A 24,595-nucleotide genomic window follows, 5' to 3' on the forward strand; every position below is an offset into this window, starting at 1 on the left:
TATCTTTAAAAGCTATCGATGTGACAATTTAGTAGAAAAGAAAATGAAATACAAAGTAAACGAAAAAGGATATTACGGAGATTTTGGAGGCGCTTACATCCCCGAAATGCTTTATCCGAACGTAGAAGAATTGCGTCAAAACTATTTAAAGATTATTGATGATGCCGATTTTCAAAAGGAATTTCATCAATTGTTAAAAGATTATGTTGGGCGCCCTTCGCCACTGTATCTGGCAAAAAGATACTCTGAAAAGTACGGCGCTAATATTTTTCTTAAAAGAGAAGATTTAAACCACACCGGTGCGCACAAGATCAACAATACCATCGGACAGATTTTGCTGGCCGAAAAACTGGGTAAAAAGCGGATTATCGCCGAAACAGGTGCTGGTCAGCATGGTGTAGCTACCGCAACGGTTTGTGCTTTGCGTAACCTGGAGTGTGTAATTTATATGGGCGAGGTAGATATCGAACGCCAGGCACCAAACGTAGCCCGCATGAAAATGCTGGGTGCAAAGGTAGTTCCGGCAAGTTCGGGTAGTAAAACCTTAAAAGATGCCACTAACGAGGCTATGCGCGATTGGATTAACAATCCGGTTGATACGCATTACATTATCGGTTCGGTAGTTGGACCACATCCTTACCCTGATATGGTGGCTATTTTTCAATCGATCATCTCAGAAGAAACCAAAAAACAGTTAATAGAGCAAACCGGAAGCGATCAACCTGATTACGTTTTAGCTTGTGTAGGTGGTGGTAGCAATGCCATGGGCATGTTCTATCATTTTATGGATGATGAAAATGTGAAACTAATTGCTGTAGAAGCTGCGGGTAAGGGTGTTTCGAGTGGATTTTCGGCCGCAACAACTTATTTAGGTAAGGAAGGCGTTTTACACGGTAGCCGAAGTATTTTAATGCAAACAGAAGACGGGCAGGTGGTAGAGCCGCATTCGGTTTCTGCCGGACTGGATTATCCGGGTATTGGTCCGCAACATGCCCATTTGTTTAAAACAGGTCGCGGGCGATATGTTTCTATTACCGACGAAGAAAGTTTAGAAGCGGGTTTATTGTGTACGCAACTGGAAGGGATTATTCCGGCGATTGAAAGCGCACACGCATTGGCTTACCTCGAAAAAATGGAATTTAAAGGAGGCGAAAATGTAGTGGTTTGCCTATCTGGCCGTGGCGACAAGGATCTGGATACTTATATTAAGTACTTTAATTTATAGAAAGCCGTCATTGCGAGGCACGAAGCAATCTTAATGCTTTGGGTTAACGTGTAGCGATTGTAGTAGGATTGCTTCGTGCCTCGCAATGACGAAAATGATAGAAAAAATGAACAGAATTAAACAACTCTTCCAGGAGAAGAAAAATATATTATCAATTTACTATACCGCTGGTTACCCTAACCTAGGCGATACCATTCAGATTGCTGAGGCCTTGCAAAAATCGGGTGCTGATATCCTGGAAATCGGATTTCCTTATTCGGATCCTGTTGCCGATGGTCCGGTGATTCAGGCGAGCAGCAAGCAATCTTTAGATCAGGGTATGACCTTAAAGGTGCTTTTCGAACAGCTTAAAGATTTACGTAAAAATGTTACCATCCCTGTTTTACTGATGGGTTATGTAAACCCTGTGCTGCAGTTTGGTGTAGAAAATTTTTGTAAGGCTTGCGCCGAAGTAGGGGTAGATGGTTGTATTGTGCCCGATTTACCGATGGCGGAATATGAGGAGCTTTATCAGGATTGCTTTGAACAACACAACCTGAGCAATGTATTTCTGATTACGCCACAAACGGCAGAAGAGCGCATCCATAAAATTGACGGCTTAACCAATGGATTTATTTATTTGTTATCATCGTCGGCTACAACAGGTAAGAATTTAGAAGTGGGCAATACCACCGAAGCTTATTTTAGCCGTATAAAAGAGATGAACCTGAAAAATCCGACTATGATTGGCTTCGGGATCAGCGATAAACAAACTTTCGATAAAGCCTGCTCGTACGCGAATGGTGCAATTATCGGTACTGCTTTCGTTAAAGCTATTGCTGATGGCAATTTAGAAGAAAGTGTAAGTAGTTTTATGAAGAAGTTTAGGGACTAATGTTTTCTCTTTTTCTATAAATCGTCATTGCGAGGAGGAACGACGAAGCAATCTTTTATACTGGTAATCTTTGCTAAAAAGATTGCTTCGTCGGCTGAAAAAGCCTTCTCGCAATGACGAAATCTCGAAAGAATTTATCTATTTACCCAATCGGCATAAGTCATTTCGAATTTTACTTCACCTTTATTTACCATACCTGCTTTTTGCCAGCCTTGCCTGGTGTAAAATTCTTCGGCACAGGTATTAGGCGATGTACCCAACCATACGGTTTCGTGGGTTTGTTCGAAATACCAATCCATCATTAGCTTGTGCAGTGCTTTACCAATGCCTTTGCCTTCGTATTCCGGACGGAGAAACAAGGCCCAGATATTATGCTCCTGTAAATCTACAATTGAAAAGCCAATCACTTTACCATCTACTTCGCATATCCAGCCTTTACCACGGCGGGTAATAAAGTCTTCACAATCGGCATTGGTTACCAAAGCAGGGTTGGATAGCGTGTTTTCTTTAACGGTATGCCTTACCACCTGAATTTGCGGAATGTCGGTTATGGCTGCTTCGCGGTATATCATGATACTAAGATAATGGATTTAGGAAATGATTGAATGTCAAATTTTGAGTGATTGAATTATGAATGATTGAATTGTGAATTTTGAGTGATTGAATGTTTCAGACATGGTGGCATAAAATAATGTTAATTAAAATTCTTACGTGTACTAAGTTGTCTGAAGTGGTGATAAAAGCTTAAAGTAAATTTTACCACCTAAAGATTTAGCTTCGCTGAGCACTGCGTGGTTCTCGGCTCCGTTGCTCTGCGCTCGAAATGACGATCCGAGAAGGTGGTGTAAGGCTATTGGCAGAGCTATACTGACAAAAGATCACTGCCATGACTTATCCTGAATGTCTGCTTGTCAGGCTCTAAAAATTAGGATAAAAATATTCGTTAGGATATTAATAAAACTGAAAAACCTCATTTAAATGCAATAGGAGTACTTTTTAACGTCGCAAAATTCTATATGACAATTGCATGATTGTGAATTCTGGAATTGGTTCTACATTTGCTTAACGGTGTTAGATTATTTACACCTTATATTCCAGTCATGGGAAGCAAAGAAAGAATACTACGTTTAAAAGATGAAACCAGAACAAAAATTCTGGATGCTGCCTTGAACATTGTTCAAACAGAAGGCTGGCAGGCATTGAGTATGCGTAAAATTGCCGATCAGATCGAATATACTGCACCGATTATTTACGAATATTTTTCGAACAAAGAAGGAATCCTGCTCGAGTTAACCAGAAGAGGTTACCTGATGCTGGCCAAAGACATCCGCGAAGCGCGCGACCAACATGAAGCACCTGCTGACCAGATGGAAGCGATGTGGATTGCCTACTGGAATTTCGCCTTTGCCCACAAAGAATTTTATCAGTTGATGTACGGTGTGGATATGGTTTGTTGCACTGTTAAGAATTCGTTGCCCGAAGCAGAAAATGTAGGGCACATGCTTGGCGATGTAATTGAATCATTATTCGATAAAAAACCGGTATCAGACGATGATATCTGTAGAAAGTACTACACCTATTGGTCGATTATACACGGTTTGATATCCATCAACCTGGTACGCCCCGACGGGAGAACAACCAACGAGCTGAACCAGCAAATTTTAAAAGACGCTATTAAGGGAATTACCTTATCTATTAATAGTTAATTTTTTTTTACCCTGCTATTTAACACTGTTAAATAGTTTATACATCTTAAATCCATTATAATTTAAAATCATATGAAATCTCTACATCGTTTGTTTTTATTATTTAACACTGTTAAACGATTTACATTTGTTAAATATGCCTTCGCTCTCGCTTTTGCCACAATTGTACTGGCCAGCTGTAAATCTGCCCCACAGCAAGCTGCAACTGCACCACCGCCGCCCGTTTTACCGGTAAGCGCAATTAATCAAGGCTCTGAAACCACCTTTATCGAATATCCGGCCGCTATACAAGGCGCTGTTGATATTGATGTACGCCCGCAGGTAAGCGGTTATTTACAAAGTGTACTGGTTAACGAAGGTGCTTATGTTACTGCTGGCCAAACACTTTTTAAAATTAACGAAAACCCTTACCGCGAAGCTTTAAACAATGCCAAAGCCAGTTTACATGCTGCTGAGGCCGCTATTTTAAATGCACAGCTGGAGGTAGATAAGTTAACGCCATTGGTGCAAAACAAGGTCGTTTCTGATATCCAGTTAAAAACGGCTAAAACAGCCTACAAAATTGCACAAGCCAATGCCGAGCAGGCTAAAGCCAATGTAGCTTCGGCACAAATTAACTTAGGCTATACCAACGTTAAGGCTACCGTGAGCGGTTATATTGGCCGGATCCCGAAAAAACAGGGAAGTTTGGTATCACCAACTGATCAGGCTGCCTTAACCCAACTATCGGATATACACGAAGTACATGTATATTTCTCGCTGGCCGAAAACGATTTCAACAGTTTCAATACCAATTACCCGGGCAAAACCCCTGCCGACAGGATTAAACATTTACCTGCGGTAGAACTGGTACTGGCAGATAATTCTACCTATCCGGTAAAAGGAAAAATCGACATGATTGATGGTCAGTTTGATAAAAACACTGGTGCCATTACGTTAAGGGCCAGTTTCCCTAATGCCAACGGCGTACTACGCTCGGGCAATACCGGTAAAATCCGCTTGGGCTTATTACATAATGATGCCATCCTGGTACCTCAATCGGCAACAGTTGAAATGCAGGATAAAGTGTTTGTGTTTACCCTGGGCGACAGCAGCAAGGTGAAAAAACAAGCCATTAGCATTGTTGGTAAAGCCGGCGAAAATTATCTGGTAAAAGAGGGCGTAAAAGCCGGCGATCAGATTGTGTTAAGCGGTATCGACAAATTACAGGAGGGCATGGTTATCCAACCTCAAAAAGCAGCAGATAAAGTAGCTGTTGCAAATCCAAAAAAATAAGACAACAATAAACTTCATAAGTCATGTTTCAGAAATTTATAAACAGGCCTGTACTTTCGACCGTTATTTCCATATTGCTGGTAATAGTGGGTATACTTGGCCTAACAAAGTTGCCCTTAGAGCGCTTTCCAAATATCGCCCCTCCGTCGGTATTGGTAACTGCTGTGTATCCGGGGGCTAATGCCGAAACCATTTTACGTTCGGTAACTCCATCATTGGAGGAAGCAATTAACGGTGTGGAAAACATGACCTACATGACTTCCACTGCCAGTAACGATGGTACGCTGGGTATTACGGTTTACTTTCAACAAGGTACCAACCCCGATCAGGCCGCAGTTAACGTGCAAAACCGTGTTTCGCAGGCCACCAGCCAGTTACCGGCAGAGGTTGTACAATATGGTATAACCACCACCAAGCAGCAAAACAGCTTTATTGGTGCAATAGGTGTTTACTCAGAAGATCCTAAAAAATACGATGCTGTTTTTGTAAACAACTATGCACAGATTAATATCATTCCGGAAATTAAACGTATTCCGGGTGTAGGTTCGGCCAGTGTATTTGGTGGTATTAAAGATTATTCAATGCGCATTTGGTTAAATCCAAGTCAATTGGCTACTTACAAAATTACACCTAACGAAGTGATCAGTGCTATTCAGGATAAAAATCTGGAAGCGGCACCGGGAAGGGTAGGTGAACGTAGTAACGAGGCATTTGAATATGTAATTAAATACAAAGGAAAGCTTACCAAACCAGAAGAGTACCAGAATATTGCTATCCGTTCTAATTCGGATGGTTCTATATTGCGCTTAAAAGATGTGGCCCGTGTTGAATTGGGAGCTTACAGCTACAGTAGTGTAAACCGCTTAAACGGCCATGATGGTATTACCATTGGGGTAATTCAGTTATCGGGCTCTAATGCCAACGAAATTCAGATTTCTATCGATAAACTGATGGCAAAACTATCGAAAGATTTCCCTGCAGGGATTAAATTCAATCAGTTTTACCGTACCAAAACCGATTTGGACGAATCTATCAACCAGGTTGAGCATACTTTGATTGAAGCCTTTTTACTGGTATTTATCGTAGTATTTATCTTCCTTCAGGATTTCAGGTCTACCTTAATCCCTGCTATAGCGGTTCCGGTGGCTATTATTGGTACTTTCTTTTTCATGCAGCTGTTCGGCTTCTCGGTTAACCTATTAACGCTGTTTGCATTGGTACTGGCCATTGGTATTGTGGTAGATGATGCGATTGTGGTGGTAGAGGCGGTGCATGCCAAGATGGAAGAAAACCCGGGCTTAGTCCGAAGGCGGCAACCACCCAGGCCATGAACGAAATTACTGGGGCCATTATATCGATTACACTGGTAATGGCGGCGGTATTTTTACCGGTTGGTTTTATGACGGGTTCAACAGGTATATTTTACAAACAGTTTGCCTTAACCATGGCTATCGCCATCATTATATCGGCGGTTAACGCTTTAACTCTAAGTCCGGCGCTGGCTGCCTTATTTTTAAAGAACAAACATGCCGAGGGTGGCCACGCTGTACCTAAAAAAGGTTTTGTAGAAAAGTTTTATGCGGGCTTTAACGGTGGTTTTAATTACATGACCAACCGTTATATTGGGGGCTTAAAAGTGCTTATCCGAAATAAATGGATCAGCATGGCCGGCCTGGCCTTAATTGTTGCGGTTACCGTTTTATTGGTAAGCAGAACAAAAACCGGTTTTATCCCTACAGAGGATCAGGGTTTTGTGGCCATTGCGGTTGCTTCTCCTTCAGGAACCTCGTTAGCCAATACGAATAAAATATTAAAACAGGCTGAAGCTGAGTTGAGGGCAATGCCATCGGCAAGGTTTGTAATGTCGTTGGCTGGTTATAACTTTTTAACTGCATCTAACAGTCCATCGGCCGGACAGATTTTCTTATTGTTAAAACCGAACGACGAAAGGGGTGCGGTAAAAAATATCGATGAGATACAGAATATCGTAAGGGCTAAAATGGCCGCTATATCTGCCGGTACTTTCTTTGTATTCAGTTTCCCTACTGTACCTGGCTTTAGCAACGTTGAGGCCATGAACGTAATGTTACAGGATAAAACCAATGGCAGGCTGGATAAATTTAGTGGTGTAGCAAATAACTTTATCGGCAAACTGATGACGAAACCGGCAATTGCTTTTGCTTTTACTTCTTACAAAGCAGATTATCCGCAATTACAGCTCGATGTGAACAATGAAAAGGCCGATCAGCTGGGCGTAAGTGTTAAAGACATTTTGCAAACCATGCAAACCTTTTTCGGTACTGCACAGGCATCAGATTTTAACCGCTTTGGTAAATACTACCGTGTGGTGGTTCAGGCCGATATTGCCGATAGAACTGACCCGGCGAGTATAGACCGTGTATTTGTTAAAAACAAGGCAGGCGAGAGTGTGCCTATTAATACCCTGGTTAAACTAACCCGCGTTTATGGTTCTGAAACGGCTTCGCGTTATAACCTGTTTAACTCTATCGAGGTAAATGCGATCCCTAAACCGGGCTTCAGCTCTGGTGATGCCATTAAAGCGATTGAAGAAACCGCCAGGGAACAATTGCCAACGGGTTATGCTTACGAATTCTCGGGACAAACACGTGAGGAGATTTCTTCAGGCGGACAATCGACAGTGATATTCCTGCTTTGTTTGGTATTTGTTTACTTCTTGTTATCGGCACAGTATGAAAGTTATATCCTGCCATTAGCAGTAATCTTATCTATCCCTACTGGTGTATTTGGTGTGTTTGTGGTATTGGGCTTAACTGGTATCGAAAACAACATTTATGTACAGGTAGCGCTCATTATGCTTATTGGGTTACTGGCTAAAAACGCCATCCTGATTGTAGAGTTTGCGGTGCAGCGGCGAAGGGCAGGACTGAGTTTGTTCGATTCGGCTATTGAAGCCGCGCGATTAAGGATCAGGCCGATTATCATGACCTCGCTTGCCTTTGTGTTTGGTTTGTTCCCAATGAGTATTGCAACGGGCCCATCGGCACAGGGTAACCACTCTATCAGTATTGGTGCTGCCGGAGGTATGGTATCTGGTGTGGTTTTAGGTCTATTTATCATCCCGGTACTTTTTGTCATCTTCCAGGCTTTACAGGAAAAAATATCCAAAAAATCAAAAGAGGTTGTTCACCACCATGAAGAGCCTGTAAATAATCATGCAGTTTATGAAACGGTTTAATTTATATAGCATCCTATTCCTCGCTTTGGTTTGGAGCGGATGTTCGGTTTCGAAAGATACAGCCTTGCCCAATGTTGCGCCTGGCTTATTCAGAAACACAGCACCTCAAGACTCTTCGAGCATTGGCACTATGCCCTTGAAAAGTTTTATTAACGACCTTACTGTACAAACTTTAATTGATACAGCTTTGGTTAAAAATTACGATATGCAGATTGCTTTGAAAAATATCGATGCGGCCGAAGTATTGTTTAAACAATCGAAACTGGGCAATTTGCCCGAGCTGAAATTGCAGGTATCGGCGAGTTCGAGCCGCCCTTCTGATAACAGTTTAAACGGATTGAGCTTAAACCAGTTTACGGGTTCGAGCCACATTGAAGATTACAGCGCTAACCTGGGCGTATTCTGGGAGGCTGATATCTGGGGGAAGATCCGTAACCAAAAGGCGGGCGCTTTGGCCAGCTTTTTGCAAACTGCCGAAGCGCGAAAAGCTGTACAAACACGCTTAGTGGCCAATGTGGCCCAGGGTTATTATAATTTGCTGATGCTGGATGCACAACTGGAAATTGCCCGTAAAAACCTTAAACTGAACGATAGTACTTTAAGGATTATTAACCTGCAGTTTGATGCAGGTCAGGTAACTTCGCTGGCCATTCAGCAGGCACAGGCACAGCAGCTGGTTGCTGCACAGCTGATTCCGCGTTTAGAGCAAAATGTAGCTTTACAGGAAAACGCTTTAAGTGTACTGATTGGTATTTTGCCTAAAGCCATTAACCGCGCCAGCCGTTTGGATAAAATGAGTATTCCTGCCAATTTAAACGCGGGTTTTCCATCGGCTATGTTAAGTCGCAGGCCAGATATTAAGTCGGCAGAGCTGGCACTTAATGTAGCCAATGCCAAAGTTGGTGTAGCTAAAGCGAGTTTATATCCTTCGCTGGTAATTACCGCCAGTGGTGGCGTTAACTCTTTTAAAGCCAGTAACTGGTTTAATGTACCGGCTTCGTTGTTCGGGTTGGTTTCGGGTGGTATTACGCAACCTATTTTTCAACGCGGACAGTTAAAGGCCAATTTAGAACTGGCAAAAATTGACCGCGAGAAAACAGTGATCCAGTTCCGTCAGTCGGTTTTAAATGCCGTAAGCGAAGTTTCTGATGAACTGACTAAAGTAGAAAAACTGAAAGACCAGTACAGCATTGCCGAAAGAAGGGCACAAACTTTACAGCAGGCTTCTAAAAATGCAAGCTTATTATTTAAAAGTGGCATGGCCAACTATTTAGAGGTAATTACTGCACAAGGCAACTTATTGCAAAGCGAACTGGAACTGGCTACCATTAAAGCCGAACAGTTAAATGCTGTGGTAGGGTTGTACCGTTCTTTAGGGGCGGATGGAATTAAAAACGTAATTGTTTTTACCAAAAGGCACCAAAACACTAAGAAACCTATAAGGTTGTAATGATCTTATAGGTTTGTAATAAAAAACAGGGCGGAAACTATTGCTAATAGCCTGGTTCCCTCCATGTTTTTGTGGTTATAAGGGGTTTTTAGCAAGTTTTTATTACGCTGTTATAGCGGAGCGCTTGCTTTCCATGTAGAAAATAGTATTACTTTCTTTTTGATAAGCCAAACGAATATCGAAAGCCAAGATTGAAACTGGTATTGTTTGCGCCCGAACCTTTTGCAAATAGCTCAATATTATCGCCTTTTTTCAAAGGAATCTGATAGCCTAATCCGTAGGCCTGATAAAATCCGTTTGTAGCTGTTGTACCATAATTGTAACTGCTACCTGAGCTGGTATATGGGAAATTAATGGTTTGAGATTCTTCCTGATAACCTAATTCTGCAGAAAGATAAAAACGGCCAATGTAGTATTTTGTGCCTGCATATAGGGCATTTTGCCAAATTTTTATGTCTTTGGCTGGTGTTACACTGCCGTTAGAAACGATGTAACCTACGTTTGGCTTGTTTTTTTTGATGTATGCGAGGCTCATCCCCGCGGTAAAGCCCAGTGCTTGTTTAAGCGGAATTCGTAACCTATTTCTGCCCCAAATACAGGCGCTTTAAGTGTTGAATTATAACCAGCAAAGGGTGAAAGGTGAACGCTGTGTTTAATTAAACCTGTAGAATCCTGCGCATGGGTTATTTTAATGCCTGCAAATCCGATTAGCAGCATTAGTATTAATGTTTTAGTTTTCATGAACTAAAAATACAGTAGGTAAATGTACGGTTGATTTTAATTAACGGTTTTTAACCTTGTTTACAATATTTAACTAAAAATATGTTAAAGGTTGTTAATTGGTGTGATATTTTTAACAGATTTTGAGGAAATGGAATGGTGAGATGATCAATAGGTAGTCGAAGGACCTTCTTTATTTCCTTTCTGAATCCGTTCCTATGCCGCATGGCAATGTGCAGACAAACCCTTACCGTCAGTTGAACTTGTTTCAGCATCTCTCATTATTGTTATATCCGCTCACCGCGGCGGGGGTTCTTACTTTTGGCTTGGCCTAAAAGTAACAAAAACCTAAGGCTTGGATCCTTCCTTGTGAAAATTTACGAAAATCTTAATTGCGGCAGTCTCTAGACGCTTGCCTTTGCTCGTTCCCATACACGCGCTTGATCCTGCCTTGTGCAGTGGGGTATGAAAGGAGGTGCGAAGTTTTTCGTGCTTTTTCTGGCGAAAATCTCCTATGCCAGATAGCATGGTGCAGAGGTTTGCCGCATAAGGCTGTCATCCTGAAGGTTAATTTATTGGATAAATCAATATTAGCGATCTGCTTTCGAGGTTGCTAACCAATCGTATTTAATGCAAAATGAATTTTGAAGTATTGTCTCCGATTTCAGTTTAGCTACATATTTAAACATCTTCAAAGATTTCTCCATTCCTTTTCACTTCAGTCGAAATGACGATCATTCTACTGAAATCTTTAATTAATATTATTCTCAGGCTGAACGAAATTTAAACGAAGGCATGATGGTAATCAGTATACACCGCGTTCTTTGTGCTTCATCTTAGCGTCCTTTGTGGTTAAATATATGTTTAAGCCTTTCTTACCCCTTTCAAAAACAGAAACCCCACCACTCCCGATAAAACCGATGCGGTTAAGATTGCAAACTTCGCTTCTGCAATGTGCATAGGCTCGCTAAAAGAAAGCAGCGCAATAAAAATAGACATGGTAAAGCCGATACCGGCCAGCATGCCGAGGCCTAATATGTGTTTCCAGCCTGCGCCACTGGGCAAGGCCGCCCATTTGAGCTTAACCGCCAGCCAGCTAAAAAGTGTAACCCCAATGGTTTTGCCGGCAAATAAACCAATTACAATGCCCAGACCTAAGGGTGAAAGCAGACCGCTTAACATTTCTTTTTGAAAGGTAATATTGGTATTGGCCATCGCAAACAAGGGCATGATGAAGTAATTAACGGGTGTGGTTAAAAAATGCTCGAGTTTTTCTAAAGGCGATTCGTTACTGGTGCTATTGGTTGGGATGGTAAAAGCTAGTAAGACCCCTGCAATGGTGGCGTGGATACCCGAATGGTGGATGCAATACCAGAGCAAAATACCAGGGATGAGGTAAAATACGAGTCGCTTTACCCCGAAATAATTCATTAAACTGAGCAGCAGTAAAACGCCTGCAGCCATGGTCAGGTATTCGAAATGGATTTGGTTGGTATAAAAAATGGCTATGACTAAAATAGCACCTAAATCATCTACAATGGCCAGTGCAGCCAAGAAGATTTTTAAACTGGCAGGTACGTTTTTACCCAACATGGCAATAATGGCCAGCGCAAAGGCAATATCGGTAGCCATGGGAATACCCCAGCCGGCTGCGGTAGGCTGGTTATGGTTAATTACAAAATATAGGGTTGCGGGTACAAGCATGCCACCTAAAGCGGCAATTACAGGTAAACTGGCGCTTTTGATGGAAGAGAGTTCGCCCTCCAATAATTCGCGCTTAATTTCGAGGCCTACCAGTAAAAAGAAGATGGCCATCAGGGCATCGTTAATCCATGCTAAAATGCTGTAGTTTACTGCGCCGAAGCCGATTTTGGTATCCAAAAAGTGGATAAAGCTATCTTTATCGGAAGAGTTGGCAATGATGAGGGAAATGGCTACACAGATGAGTAACAGTAGTCCACCGATTTGTTCTGAGCGGAAAAATCTTTTGAATGTTTCGAGGTTGATGGTTTTGGCCATGGGGTAAAAGTAGTGAAATTTATATGTTTTTTCCTATGCAGGGGGCTTTCTTCCGCTCGCTGCCGCGAGGGCTCTTACCTTTTTCTTGATAAAAAGGTAACCAAAAATCAAGGCTTGGATCTTTGTAAAAACCTGTGAAAAACTTAATTGCGGCAGTCTTTAGGCGCTTGCCTGCGCTCATCCCAGCTCACGTGCTTGATCCTGCCTTGGGCAATGAGGGTATGAAAGTCAGTGCAAAGTTTTTCGTGCTTTTTCCGGCGAAAATCTCCTAGGCCGGAGGGCAGGGTGCAGAGGGTTGGCGTTAAGATTGTCTCCTTAGATTTTAGAATTCTCGAATACAAAGGAGGATTGATGACAGATTCGTAACTTTTTGACCCTTATGTAGTTTGGCTGTTTGTCAGCATAGTGCTTTTGCCTACCGATCAGGTAAGCTTTTATTCAAAGTTAAACCAATTATAAATTCAATTAATTCATAAATAAAAAACTTCTACAAGTCTAAAGGACGATCCAGGTGCGTGAAGGCTGGGAGGTAAATATTTCTCTTGAACCCTTTCCCTTTCAGGGAAAGGTGCCGATAGGGGGGATGGCGATAGAAAGGTATAGTACTGGTGTAGTGAAAGTCCTTCGACTACCTGTCCCGATCCATCGGGAGGCTTAGGATGACAGGCTAAGAGGATTGATGCGAGGAAGTTCAATTCCGGGATTGTCTTTAGTTAGAGATGCTGACCACGAAGTAGCTATTAGAACCTACAAAACAACAAACAACGCTAATAAAATAAATTCAGCATTACGGATAAAATGCAAAAAGCCGCAGATGGATGGTCTGCGGCTTTATATGGAGCGTAGTTATGCTGTACGATGTACTATGGTTTCTTGCCGATGTTTACACGGACATTCACTTCAAAATCGCCACCGGTATAACCACTGATGGCTGATGTTGCTGTATTGTAATAAGCCATAAGGTACAAGGTCGATTTGTAATTCATACCTAAACCAACCGTAGCATTTTGCGTATTGTGGTACATGGCCATTAAATAGAGTTTATCGTTGGCAAAGTTGGCGTTTAAGCCGGCATCCCATAAATTCTGGTAGTTTTTAATGCCTCTGAATACGCCTTTGGGTTCTAAACTAACGGCATCCATACCTGAGCCGAGGTTAAATTTATAACTCACCGCCGAGTAAAAGGTGGGTTTATCGGCAAAGTTTAAATCATCTTTACGGAACACGGAACGCATATTGGGTACGGCACCTTCGATGGTTAAGTTTTTCGAAGTATACGATACACCGAAATCGCCATCGAGATAGTAACCCCTGTCGTTAAAGCGGGCAATGGATGGATCGTTGATATCGCTGTTTCTGATGCTGCTTAAATCGAGCCTGTCCTGACTGGCGCCAAACGAAATACCAAAATTTAGTTTCTGATCTTCGCTGTTTAAGGGCAAATGGTAAGCAAAGGTTCCAACAGCTTTGGTACGCTGTATACCGCCCGACTTTTCGTTGTAGAAATTTACTCCCCAGCCCACTTTATTTACCTTCTGATCGAGGGTAACACTTTGGGTAAGCGGTGCCCCCGGAATGTTTGACCATTGTTTGCGGAAACTGCCGTTAATGTTAAAGCCTTCGTTAATACCGGCCATAGAGGGGTTAACCAGATAGCGGTTTTGGAAATACTGGGCATTTAAGGGCAGGAGCTGTGCTTTTACCTGATTGATAAAGGAAAGGCCTGCTGCAAATAGAAACGTTACGCGACTTATTTGCTTTATGTTTTTGATGATTGCTTTCATGTCTGTAATTAGTTTCTAAGGATGTTGATATAACCTTTAAATGTACCTATACCGTTACCGAGATCAATGATGTAGTAATAGGTACCTTCTGAGAGCGGACTGCCGTTCAGGGTTCCGTCCCAATCGTTGGCATAGGTGCGTTTGGTGTATAAGATGCGTCCGGTTTTATCGAAAATCTTTAGAGTATTGTTGGGGTAATAATCGATGTTTTTGATGATGAACTTATCGTTATAACCATCACCGTTGGGTGTAACTACAGTACTGGCTTCGAGTTTATAATCTTCTATTACGGTAATGGCAATGGTTTGATCGCTAACACAACCGCTTGCATTGGTTACTGTAACCCGGTAAGTACCGCTTTGCTTTGGCCTGATGGTTAGGGCTGCAGTGCTTTGTCCGCTGATGATGTCGGCACCTGACCAGCCGTATTGGGTACCACCTGTTGCGGTTAAAATCAGGGCATCGCCTTTAGAAATAGAAACACCTTTATTGCTGCTGATAGCAACTACCGGTAAAACATTTACGGTTACGGTTGCCGATCCGCTCTGTAACTGGCTGGCATAGGCATCGGCCACGCTTACCAGGGTATAGGTATAGGTACCTACCGAACTGGTTGGTACACTAAGGCTTGCCATGGTGTTGTTTGTGGTGATGGTGCGGTTTGCGCCTCCATTTATGGTGTAGGTAAAGGTGTATGGTGCTGTACCTACTGAACCTGTAAAGATAATATTAGGTGTTGAAGCAAAGTTACATACGGATGCATTACCTGCGATGGTTGCCTCTGGTAGCGGACGGATAATTACGGTTGCGGAGCCGGTTTGTGGCTGACCACAGTTGATATCGGACACGCTTACCAAATTGTAAACGAAAGTACCCACTGTACTGGTTGGTGCTGCAACTGTTGCAGTATTGCCTGTAGAGGTTACCGTGCGGTTAGTGCCGCCGTTAATGTTATAGGTAAAGGTATATGGGGCTGTTCCGTTTGCACCGGTAAAGGTAATGTTTGGTACCGCGGCTAGGTTTGGTACTGCTGTAGTGCCCGAGATGGTTGCTGTAGCCAAAGTTCTAACAGTTACTGTTGCAGTTCCGGTTTGGTTCTGCCCGGCATTTACATCGGATACGCTTACCAGGTTATAATTGAAAGTGCCGGCTACGTTGGCAGGTGCCGCTACAGTTACTGTGATGTTTGCCCCAACAGTGCTGATGGTTTTATTGGCCGCGCCGTTAATGTTATAGGTAAAGGTATATGGGCCTGTACCGTTGCTGCCTGTAAAAGTAATGTTTGGTGCGGTTCCGTTTAAGCATAGTGCGGTTGTGCCCGAAATAGCTGCTACCGGAATAGGGTTAATTTTGACCGTGGTAGAAATATTCTGTGGCTGCGTGCTATAAGCATCGGTAATGCTGGTAACGGTATACACAAAGGTACCTACGGTACTGGCCGGTGATATAAGGGTTGCCGTAGCTGTTGCTGATGTTAAAGTTTGATTGGCACCACCGTTAATGTTGTAGGTAAAGGTAAAGGGTGCAGTACCTGCTGTTGCGGTAAAGGTAATGACCGGTGCAGTAGTATTTACAGGGATAGAAATATTACCGCTCAACGCTGCAACTGGTTTGGCGTAGATTTTTAAATTGGCCGGGCTGTAGTTAAGGGAATAATTGGTGGTTAATGCTAATGTTCCCTGTTGAATGGCATAATCGCCGGCGGTTTCGCCCGTAACGCGTGTTAATGCACCAGTAAAGATATCGGTGCCTATTAACGCAGGGCTAGAAACATAGGTAAATGCCGGATCAACGGTACCTTCAACCTTGGTTTTGGCATCGGCGGTTACGTTAATGGTTTTAGGGGCAATGGTTAATACCTGTTGTTTGGCTACAGCCGGATTAAAGAAGGTATCGCCGGGCTGGTTGGCCGTAATGGTTATCGTACCTGCTTTTACAATATGGATGTCGTTATTGCTGATGGTTGCAATATTCGTATCGCTGCTGGTATACCCGATATTGATGGCGGTATTATCGCTGGTAGCACCTGCAATCAGATCGGGATCGCCATAAGTAGCGGTCCTGGTAGCGGCAAAAGTAATGACCTGGTCTTTTTTAACGGTTGCATCATCTCTGGTGTACCAGATAGGTGAGGTAATAATCCTGCTTCCATCGGCCTCAACAATATCAGCATAATAATAACCAGTGGCCAGATTGGCTAAAGCATTATCGGTATAGGTTAAACTTGCGGTAGCGCTATTGGTTAACTCAACCGGGTTGGTTCCGCTTCCTGGTGTTCCATATAAAATCCTGATGCTGGTTACCGGGCTTGTGGTAATAGAACTTACCGAAATTTGTGGTGCACCGGCAGTTTTAAATACGCTACCTACGGGCTGTTTGTTTATGTTGAAAATTACTTTGGCCGCCGAATCTTCTGATGCATAGAAACGCATCTTTTTAATGGCATCCAATAAATCGTTTTCGGTAAGGGCGGGAGCCAGTACCACCAGCCTTGCACGGGTATGCTTACCAAAGGTTAAATTGTGGTTATCGTGATCGATGGTTGCTCCAAGGTGATATCCACGGGCGAGCATGCGGTTATAATAGCTTAAATAACTCATGGAACTTGCCGGGTCGGAATAGGTAACGTTGGTAGAAAATGCGGGACCGCTCTCTAAAGCAGCACCAACAATGGCACTATCGGCACTTAAATCGTAAGTGGCAGAAATGTTGTTAAAATCGGTGGTATTGGGGTGGGCCAAAGTTGCAATGGCATTTAAACCATGGCGGTTAATGATCCTGAATAAACCAGCCGGACCGGTATAGGTACTTTTAGGTACATAAATCTGGTTTTCGCCAGGTTCCCAACCGATCAGTGAATCGATACCGTACACAATTACGTGTCCGCCACCGCTGATTACACCCCACTCCATACCATGCATAGCAACGAAAGTAGAGGTGGTTGCTTTTTTAGCAGCGTCGATACCGGGTTGCCAGTTAGCCAACGACATACCTGCCTGGGTGTGGTTATGCTCTGATATACCCAGGAAATCGAGATTCATTGCCGTTTTGGCAAAAGCATAATCATCTTCAGGTTTTTTGGTTAAATCGTCTTTATTTCCGTCCGAATAACTACTGTGACTGTGTAGGTTACCGTAATAGAAATTCAGTTTGTTTACATCAAGGATGCCTGTTTTAAAATTGCCTAAAAGTGGTTGTATGCTTAAATACAACGGACCACCACTACAGGCGCTGTTTAGGGCATAGGTAAAGAAATAGTAATTGGTGTTCTGCGTTAATCCGTTTCTGATAAACGAAGTGCCGCTTCCTCTTTTTACCACAATACCACCGCCCAGCATGTCGCCAACATTGTAAACGGTTTGGTTTACGGGGGCTGCGGTTAAGGTATTGCTGGTGCTCATTACTACCAGGTATTCATCGGCTGCGCTGGCTGCTGTAAAAGATGCCTGGATAAAGTTGTAGTTGGATGAGGTAATGGTAAAACCTGTAGGCTGTGCGGTTGGAGTGGCACATGGTAACAGGGTTTTGGTAGTTTGTGCCGCGGTTAAAATATTGGTGGTTAAATATTTCGGTCCGCCGGTACAGGAAAGGTTGTTCAAAGGAACAATAAAGTAATTGTAAGTGGTTGAGCTGGTTAAGCCGTTATCGATAAAAGTATTGCTTACAATTTTATTGATAACGGTACCACCGCCAAAAGAAGAGCCAATGGCATAAGCGGTACCATCAACCGGAAGTGCGCTTAATGTTGCATTTAAACTTCTGATGATGAGGTATTCGTTGGCATCGGCCGATTTGGTAAAAGCAGCCGTGATACTTCCTGTGGTTACCGCACTAAAAGTAAGGGCTGTTGCTGGGGCTGTTGGCGCGGCACAGGCAGGTAAATTTGGAGGGAAATGAACTCCTAACCTGTTGGCATCGTCATCGTCGATTGCATTTTGTACAGTAGCCAGTGGAGTTCTGGTCCAGTCATCATCCACGTAAGTAGGACTAGGTGCAGTAACGTTTAAACTTCTTACATAAGAAACATCTTTAGCGTTAACTCCCTGACCAAAAGCATCGATAATGTTATTGTTAGCATCGAGTAAAGCCACACCGTCGTTACCATTAAAATTGATAACGGTATTGCTGTTCAATACGGCGCTTGCAGGGGTTAAATAAGGCACTTCGCTGGTGCTGTTTCCGGTATTGCCCAAAAGCACTGTACTGTGCGCAGGGATGGTAAAGTTTAAATTTACGGTTTGCGATGGCGCTCCGGTAATGTTGATATTGCCAGCATCGCCCGAAATATTATAAAGCGCGAGTTTTAATTGTGGTGATGCGGTATTAATGGGGGCATTGCTCAGGTTGGTCAGTTCGATCCATTTGTTTACGGAAGTTCCTTCGTAATACTGGCTGATGATTACAGGTGCACTTACCAAAGGCGGGTTGGCGGTAGTCGCATCAACAGTGGCCACTGCGGTCTGTAAATTGCCGGCCACATCTTGTGCAACCACATATAAGGTGTAACCTGTACCGGTTGTTAAACCTGCAATTGATGCACTGGCATCGGTATTGGCGGTATTGGCAAATGAACCCGATTTTAAAGCTGCGGCACCTGTTCCATCTTGTGCGGCTTTAACCTGTGCTGGGGTAGGTATGGTACCGCCTGATAGCGCCAGCACATAATAAGTGGTGCCCGCTTCGTTAATGTTGTTTACAAAAGCAACAGCAGTAGTGGTAACCGCAGCTATTTTTGGATAGGTTGCTGTGGTTACCGGTGGGGTAATATCAGCTGCGCCAAGGGTAGAGAAACTTAATGTAGTAGCTGAAGCTTGTAGATTTGGCGAAGTTGCTGCATCTTCGGATACCACATATATCTTATAAGCTGTAGAAAGTGTAAGTGCTGATATGGTTGTACCCGCATCAGTATTGGTTGTATTGGCAATGGTACCAAATTTAAGTGCCTGAACATTATTGCCATCCTTACCTGCTTTTATTTGTGCAGTTGTTGGGGCTGTTCCTGCAGCTGGTAATAAAACATAATAAGTATTTCCGGTTTCATTGATATTGCTGATCAGGTTTACCGTAGTGCTGGTTATTAAGGCGGTTTTAGGGTAACCAGAAGCATTTGTTGGTGGTGTTGTATCAATCGTGCCAGAGCTTGTTACCGAACCCCAATGTTGAAACCGATTCTTCCGGCAGCAGGAGAGTTAAAGCCCCAGCCACCAGTAGCTGTTTGTCCTGAAGCGTAATAGCGGATGGTTATAGTGGTACCTGTTGCTACATTTTGTAATGCCGTTATTCCCGATAGGTTAACCGTAGGAGATGCATTTGGGGCAACAGTTGTATTTGTTATCGATGATGGACTTCCTATTAAGGTAAAGGTTGTTCCGTCTAAGCTATAAGCATATTGCGAGCTAACACCCGCGTTTGCATAATAAGTAGCTGTTCCGGCAAAAAGGGCATCAATAGAGCTAAGTGAAATTTTATTGCCCGCTGAAGCTGTTAATGTTACCTGAAAATAGTCAGTGTTGGCGGTAGATATGCCGTCATTTTTAAAATTAACTGTCCTAAATGAATTGTTACCTGCACTTGCTGCTGCACCTGCTCCACGGGTTATAACTGGAACGGCGGCTAAGCCTGCATCGGATGTTGTGGCTGTAGAGGTTGCCAACATACTCTGCCCTGTAAAATCCCAACTGGCAATCTGTGCCAATGTAGTTAAAGGGAAATAGAGGGTAAGAAATAAGGATAATAGTAAAAGTTTTTTCATATAATCTGTTTTTGATATGAAATGATGAATAAATCTTTTTTAATAAGTTAGTTAAGCGAATCAAGAGTAATTGCTTTAAAATTCGGGAACGGTCCCGCAAGAATTTGGATGATTAGATTAGCGTTTTGTCATACGGGATAATAAGGATTGTTTTGTTGGAGAATTTTTTGATCATTCAGCAGGAAACAACAATCGCTATACCGTAAATAGATATAACAATACGGAGAAACCATTTGTCCGACAACGATTTTTAAACTGATGAACAGTTATTGGAGTAATTGTAGCGCCATATAGAATAATTAGGTTGCGAAAATAGGTTTTGAATGTTAATTCAGTATTATGGGGTGATTAATTACTGGTTTGTTTGTTAAAAGCCTGGACAATACAGTATTGAAAATATAAATTTATATATTTCTTCGGCATTTTAACAAGATGTTGATAAATCCTCTTAAACCGGTAGAGTTACCGGCTTATTTTAATGTATTTATAGGTAATCCTCGATATTTCCTTTACCCTCACGGATTACTTCGAACTCGCCGGTGGTGCAATCTATCACTGTCGAAGCCTCATTGTCGCCGTAACCACCATCAATAACGAGGTCGACCAGGTCTTCGTATTTTTCGTGGATCAGTTCGGGATCTGTTGAATATTCAATTACTTCATCGTCGTCTTTTATTGAGCTCGATAAGATTGGGTTACCCAGTTCTTTTACAATACAGCGCGCAATGTTATTATCGGGCACACGTATACCTACTGTTTTTTTGTTTGAACTTAACAGTTTGGGTACATTGTTGTTCGCATTAAAAATAAAGGTAAAAGGACCCGGTAAGGCTTTTTTCAGTACCCTGAAAGTAGTATTATCAATGGGTTTGATATAATCGGAAATGTGCTTTAAATCGTGGCAGATAAAAGAGAAGTTGGCCTTTTCGGGTTTAATGCCACGTATACGGCAGATCTTTTCAATTGCTTTTGGATTGGTAATATCGCAGCCCAAGCCGTAAATTGTATCGGTTGGATAGATGATGAGGCCGCCTTTTTTCAGTACTTCTACAACCTGTTCAATGGCTTTTTCGTTGGGGTTTTCCGGATATATCTTAATAAGCATAGCGTAAAAATAACAATTTAATGGTGTCAGTTGTTTAATAATCCTAATCTTTGTAAGACAAAACATCCGCTAATCTAATTTTATGAGAAAAGCTTTCGTCGCAATTGCCGCATTTTTAATTGCCCTAACCATTATGCTGGGCCTTTATCATCCCTTTTTATGGTGGACATTTATTTTTACAGGTCCTTTTGTTATACTCGGTATTTACGATTTATACCAGCCGAAACACAGTATTGTAAGGAATTACCCTGTTTTTGGTCGCTTAAGGTATTTTATGGAAGAGTTAAGGCCAAAGGTGTACCAGTATTTTGTAGAAAGCGATACAAATGGTACGCCGTATAGCCGGTTAAATCGCTCACTTATTTATCAGCGCGCTAAAAAAGATAACGATACCATTCCTTTTGGAACACAGTTAAATGTATACGATAATGGTTACGAATGGCTAAGCCACAGTATTGCAGCTATTTCACATCACGAATTGAACTTAGATCCACGGGTCTTAGTTGGCGGGCCGGACTGTAAAAAGCCTTATTCGGCCAGTATTTATAATATTTCGGCCATGAGTTTTGGTTCGTTGAGTCAGAACGCAATCCTGGCTTTAAACGGCGGTGCCAAAATGGGTAATTTTGCGCACAACACAGGCGAAGGGGGTATTAGCGATTATCACCGTCAGCCGGGTGGCGATTTAATCTGGCAAATTGGTACGGGTTATTTCGGGTGCCGTAATACCGATGGTACCTTTAACTACGATGCTTATGCCGAGCGTGCCCAGACAGATCAGGTAAAAATGATTGAGATCAAGCTCTCGCAGGGTGCTAAGCCAGGTCATGGAGGTATGTTGCCGGCTAAAAAGGTAACGCCCGAGGTGGCACGCATCCGTTTGGTGCCCGAAGGTAAAGATGTATTGTCGCCACCAGCGCACTCAGCTTTTAATACACCTATCGGTTTGCTGGAGTTTGTTAAGCAACTGCGGGATTTATCGGATGGTAAGCCTGTTGGCTTTAAGCTTTGTATTGGCCGTAAAAGTGAGTTTTATGCCATTTGTAAGGCGATGATCGAAACAAAAATCTATCCTGATTTTATTACTGTTGATGGGGAGAAGGTGGTACGGGTGCGGCACCACAAGAGTTTTCTAACTCGGTAGGGATGCCATTACGTGAGGGAGTAGCTTTTGTATATGATGTGTTGAATGGTTTCGACCTGAAAAAACACATTAAAATTATTGCTTCGGGTAAGGTAGCTACCGGATTTGACCTGGTTAAAAATATAGCATTGGGTGCTGATATGTGTAATGCAGCCCGCGGAATGATGTTTGCATTAGGTTGTATACAGGCTTTAGAGTGTAACAGTAATACCTGCCCAACGGGTGTGGCTACGCAAGATCAAAGCCTGATGAAAGGTTTGGTAGTAGAGGATAAAACCGTGCGCGTTAAAAATTTCCATAACCTAACTGTTGCCAGTGCTGTAGAGTTGCTGGGGGCAGCAGGTTTAAGAGAAACTCATCAGTTAAGCCGTGCATATATTAACAGGAGGGTGAGCCCAAGTGTAATGCAAAGCTATTTAGAAAGCTTTCCATACATTCCGGCAGGTAGCTTGTTGCAAACACCTTACCCAACGCGTTACGAACTGGGGATGGCTTTAAGTACTTCGCAAAGTTTTGCTCCAACTGATTATAAGGTTTCGGCGGTTGATTATGCGCATGCGAACCCTTATGGCGATCATGCAAGCGAATAACAAACGTTCATACGGAACATAAACGCCAATTGTACAATTGGCTACCTGGGAGTCGTCCCGATGGGACGAAATAGAAAAGCGGTCAGATTTTTAAAACCTGACCGCTATTTTATTTAAAGGGTTTTCTTTTTTAGTTACCTGTTAAGCCTATTAAAATTCAGCGTTTTTAGGGAACCTTGGGAAAGCAATTACATCGCGGATGTTGGTCATACCGGTTACGAACAATACCAAGCGTTCAAAACCTAAGCCGAAACCAGCGTGCGGTGCTGTACCAAAACGGCGGGTATCTAAGTACCACCACAATTCATCCTGTGGAATGTTCAAAGCCTCCATGCGTTGGGTTAAACGATCTAAACGTTCTTCACGTTGCGATCCGCCAATCATTTCGCCAATACCCGGAAACAGGATATCCATTGCGGCAACTGTTTGTCTGCCTTCGGCATCGGGTTCGTTCTGACGCATGTAGAACGATTTAATATCGGCAGGGTAATCGGTTAGGATTACTGGTTTTTTAAAGTGTTTTTCTACCAGGTAGCGTTCGTGCTCGCTCTGTAAATCAGCTCCCCACTCATCAATCAGGTATTTAAACTGTTTCTTCTGGTTTGGTTTAGAAGATTTTAAAATCCTGATGGCTTCTGTATAGGTTAAACGTTCAAAGTCGTTAGCTAAACAGAAATCAAGCTTTTCTATCAGGCTCAATTCGCTACGCTCGTTCTGCGGTTTTTGTTTATCTTCTTCGGCCAGGCGTGCATTTAAAAATTCAAGTTCGTCTTTGCAGTTATCTAAAGCATATTTAATTACATACTTCATCATATCTTCTGCAAGCTGCATGTTGTCTTCTAAATCTGCAAAGGCAAACTCAGGCTCAATCATCCAGAATTCGGCAAGGTGGCGTGTTGTATTCGAGTTTTCGGCTCTGAAGGTAGGTCCGAAAGTATAAATTTTACCAAAAGCCATTGCAGCCAATTCGCCTTCTAACTGACCCGATACGGTTAGGTTGGTGGCGCGTGCAAAGAAATCTTGCGAGAAATCAATCTGTCCCTCGTCAGTACGTGGCGGATTGTCGAGATCTAAAGTAGTTACTTTAAACATTTCGCCAGCACCTTCTGCATCACTTGCGGTAATTACAGGTGTGTGCATGTAAACAAAACCACGTTCGTTATAAAACTGGTGAATAGCGAAAGCTAATGCATGACGTACCTTGAAAACAGCGTTAAAGGTGTTGGTACGGAAACGCAGGTGTGCTATTTCGCGTAAAAACTCCAGACTGTGTTTTTTAGGTTGCAAAGGGAATTTCTCCGGGTCGCTATCGCCCAAAATTTCTACACTGGTTGCTTTAATCTCCACAGTTTGGCCTTTACCAAGCGATTCGATTAATTTACCTGTTGCAGAAATTGCTGCACCTGTAGTGATTCTTTTCAACAGCTCATCGGGTAAATTATTAAAATCGATCACAACCTGGATATTGCTCATGCAAGACCCGTCATTTAATGCAATAAACTGATTATTACGGAAAGTTCTAACCCATCCCATAACCGTTACTTCTGTGTCAAATGCTGTCGACTTTAATAAATCTTTAATTTGCTGTCTCTTAATCATATTGTTGTTTATAAAAGCCGCAAATTTAGGAAAAAAAAGCATATCAGTTGATAGTTTAGCGCTTTCGGTTAACAGTTTTTTTAAGTATGAAGTATTTTAAATTGTTAGTGGTAGGGTTAAAGCTTTTTGTTGTGG

The 24,595-nt window shown here is 42.6% G+C and carries 14 protein-coding genes and 2 pseudogenes; 7 read left to right on the forward strand and 9 right to left on the reverse strand.

From position 1 onward, the window contains the following. Positions 1-43: 43 nt before the first annotated feature. Positions 44-1,225 carry a tryptophan synthase subunit beta gene (gene trpB, locus G7074_RS19615; RefSeq protein ID WP_166210741.1) on the forward strand — a complete coding sequence of 394 codons (1,182 nt, stop codon included), beginning with the start codon at positions 44-46 and terminating at the stop codon, positions 1,223-1,225. Between the two features lie 106 nt (positions 1,226-1,331). Further along, a complete protein-coding gene (gene trpA / locus G7074_RS19620) occupies positions 1,332-2,099 on the forward strand; it encodes a tryptophan synthase subunit alpha (RefSeq protein WP_124559711.1) in 768 nt (255 codons plus the stop codon). 134 nt (positions 2,100-2,233) lie between these two features. Here the strand turns inward: trpA and G7074_RS19625 are convergent, their stop codons facing one another. Then, positions 2,234-2,671: a GNAT family N-acetyltransferase gene (locus G7074_RS19625; RefSeq protein WP_124559712.1), complete on the reverse strand. Its 438-nt coding sequence runs from the start codon at positions 2,669-2,671 to the stop codon at positions 2,234-2,236. A 528-nt stretch (positions 2,672-3,199) separates the two neighbouring features. Here G7074_RS19625 and G7074_RS19630 point away from each other — a divergent pair. The 4 genes and pseudogenes from G7074_RS19630 (at position 3,200) to G7074_RS19645 (ending at position 9,747) form a co-directional block, all read left to right on the forward strand. Then, a complete protein-coding gene (locus tag G7074_RS19630) occupies positions 3,200-3,805 on the forward strand; it encodes a TetR/AcrR family transcriptional regulator (protein WP_124559713.1) in 606 nt (201 codons plus the stop codon). 72 nt (positions 3,806-3,877) lie between these two features. Next, the gene (locus G7074_RS19635) at positions 3,878-5,080 is read left to right on the forward strand and encodes an efflux RND transporter periplasmic adaptor subunit (protein ID WP_124559714.1); all 1,203 of its coding nucleotides are present in this window, start codon (positions 3,878-3,880) and stop codon (positions 5,078-5,080) included. 23 nt (positions 5,081-5,103) lie between these two features. Further along, a pseudogene (locus tag G7074_RS19640) lies at positions 5,104-8,297 on the forward strand (efflux RND transporter permease subunit). Continuing rightward, positions 8,284-9,747, forward strand: coding sequence for a TolC family protein (locus G7074_RS19645; RefSeq protein ID WP_166210744.1), 1,464 nt, complete (start codon positions 8,284-8,286; stop codon positions 9,745-9,747). Before G7074_RS19640 ends, G7074_RS19645 begins: the two are co-directional and overlap by 14 nt. A 148-nt stretch (positions 9,748-9,895) precedes the next feature. Here G7074_RS19645 and G7074_RS19650 read toward each other — a convergent pair whose 3' ends face one another. From G7074_RS19650 to G7074_RS19680, 7 genes are all read right to left on the reverse strand, one after another. Then, the gene (locus tag G7074_RS19650) at positions 9,896-10,282 is read right to left on the reverse strand and encodes a hypothetical protein (RefSeq protein WP_166210747.1); all 387 of its coding nucleotides are present in this window, start codon (positions 10,280-10,282) and stop codon (positions 9,896-9,898) included. Further along, complete coding sequence (locus tag G7074_RS19655) at positions 10,279-10,488, reverse strand: hypothetical protein (RefSeq protein ID WP_166210750.1); 210 nt, start codon at positions 10,486-10,488, stop codon at positions 10,279-10,281. Before G7074_RS19655 ends, G7074_RS19650 begins: the two co-directional genes overlap by 4 nt. Before the next feature lie 843 nt (positions 10,489-11,331). Continuing rightward, entirely contained in the window at positions 11,332-12,486 is a 1,155-nt protein-coding gene (gene nhaA, locus G7074_RS19660) for a Na+/H+ antiporter NhaA (protein ID WP_166210753.1), read from the reverse strand. A gap of 863 nt (positions 12,487-13,349) precedes the next feature. Next, the gene (locus tag G7074_RS19665; RefSeq protein ID WP_124559719.1) at positions 13,350-14,270 is read right to left on the reverse strand and encodes a type IX secretion system membrane protein PorP/SprF; all 921 of its coding nucleotides are present in this window, start codon (positions 14,268-14,270) and stop codon (positions 13,350-13,352) included. An 8-nt stretch (positions 14,271-14,278) separates the two neighbouring features. Continuing rightward, positions 14,279-19,120, reverse strand: coding sequence for a CehA/McbA family metallohydrolase (locus tag G7074_RS19670; RefSeq protein ID WP_166210756.1), 4,842 nt, complete (start codon positions 19,118-19,120; stop codon positions 14,279-14,281). Positions 19,121-19,413: 293 nt separating this feature from the next. After that, positions 19,414-20,022, reverse strand: a complete 609-nt coding sequence (locus G7074_RS19675; RefSeq protein ID WP_166210759.1) for a hypothetical protein — start codon at positions 20,020-20,022, stop codon at positions 19,414-19,416. 484 nt (positions 20,023-20,506) lie between these two features. Then, positions 20,507-21,127: an L-threonylcarbamoyladenylate synthase gene (locus tag G7074_RS19680; RefSeq protein ID WP_124559721.1), complete on the reverse strand. Its 621-nt coding sequence runs from the start codon at positions 21,125-21,127 to the stop codon at positions 20,507-20,509. 559 nt (positions 21,128-21,686) lie between these two features. Here G7074_RS19680 and G7074_RS19685 point away from each other — a divergent pair. Continuing rightward, positions 21,687-22,861, forward strand: a pseudogene (locus G7074_RS19685) (FMN-binding glutamate synthase family protein). Positions 22,862-23,011: 150 nt separating this feature from the next. Here the strand turns inward: G7074_RS19685 and asnS are convergent. Further along, positions 23,012-24,460, reverse strand: coding sequence for an asparagine--tRNA ligase (gene asnS / locus G7074_RS19690; protein ID WP_124559723.1), 1,449 nt, complete (start codon positions 24,458-24,460; stop codon positions 23,012-23,014). Between the last annotated feature and the right edge of the window lie 135 nt (positions 24,461-24,595).

The sequence above is a fragment of the Pedobacter sp. HDW13 genome (genome assembly GCF_011303555.1).
GTDB lineage: Bacteria > Bacteroidota > Bacteroidia > Sphingobacteriales > Sphingobacteriaceae > Pedobacter.

What these genes read in the sequence shown, in the direction of transcription:
- G7074_RS19645 (WP_166210744.1), top strand. Translation starts at nt 8,284, where the DNA reads ATGAAACGGTTTAATTTATATAGCATCCTATTCCTCGCTTTGGTTTGG.
- G7074_RS19635 (WP_124559714.1), top strand. Translation starts at nt 3,878, where the DNA reads ATGAAATCTCTACATCGTTTGTTTTTATTATTTAACACTGTTAAACGA.
- G7074_RS19680 (WP_124559721.1), bottom strand. Translation starts at nt 21,127, where the DNA reads ATGCTTATTAAGATATATCCGGAAAACCCCAACGAAAAAGCCATTGAA.
- G7074_RS19630 (WP_124559713.1), top strand. Translation starts at nt 3,200, where the DNA reads ATGGGAAGCAAAGAAAGAATACTACGTTTAAAAGATGAAACCAGAACA.
- G7074_RS19650 (WP_166210747.1), bottom strand. Translation starts at nt 10,282, where the DNA reads ATGAGCCTCGCATACATCAAAAAAAACAAGCCAAACGTAGGTTACATC.
- G7074_RS19655 (WP_166210750.1), bottom strand. Translation starts at nt 10,488, where the DNA reads ATGAAAACTAAAACATTAATACTAATGCTGCTAATCGGATTTGCAGGC.
- trpB (WP_166210741.1), top strand. Translation starts at nt 44, where the DNA reads ATGAAATACAAAGTAAACGAAAAAGGATATTACGGAGATTTTGGAGGC.
- G7074_RS19625 (WP_124559712.1), bottom strand. Translation starts at nt 2,671, where the DNA reads ATGATATACCGCGAAGCAGCCATAACCGACATTCCGCAAATTCAGGTG.
- trpA (WP_124559711.1), top strand. Translation starts at nt 1,332, where the DNA reads ATGAACAGAATTAAACAACTCTTCCAGGAGAAGAAAAATATATTATCA.
- nhaA (WP_166210753.1), bottom strand. Translation starts at nt 12,486, where the DNA reads ATGGCCAAAACCATCAACCTCGAAACATTCAAAAGATTTTTCCGCTCA.
- G7074_RS19665 (WP_124559719.1), bottom strand. Translation starts at nt 14,270, where the DNA reads ATGAAAGCAATCATCAAAAACATAAAGCAAATAAGTCGCGTAACGTTT.
- asnS (WP_124559723.1), bottom strand. Translation starts at nt 24,460, where the DNA reads ATGATTAAGAGACAGCAAATTAAAGATTTATTAAAGTCGACAGCATTT.
- G7074_RS19675 (WP_166210759.1), bottom strand. Translation starts at nt 20,022, where the DNA reads ATGAAAAAACTTTTACTATTATCCTTATTTCTTACCCTCTATTTCCCT.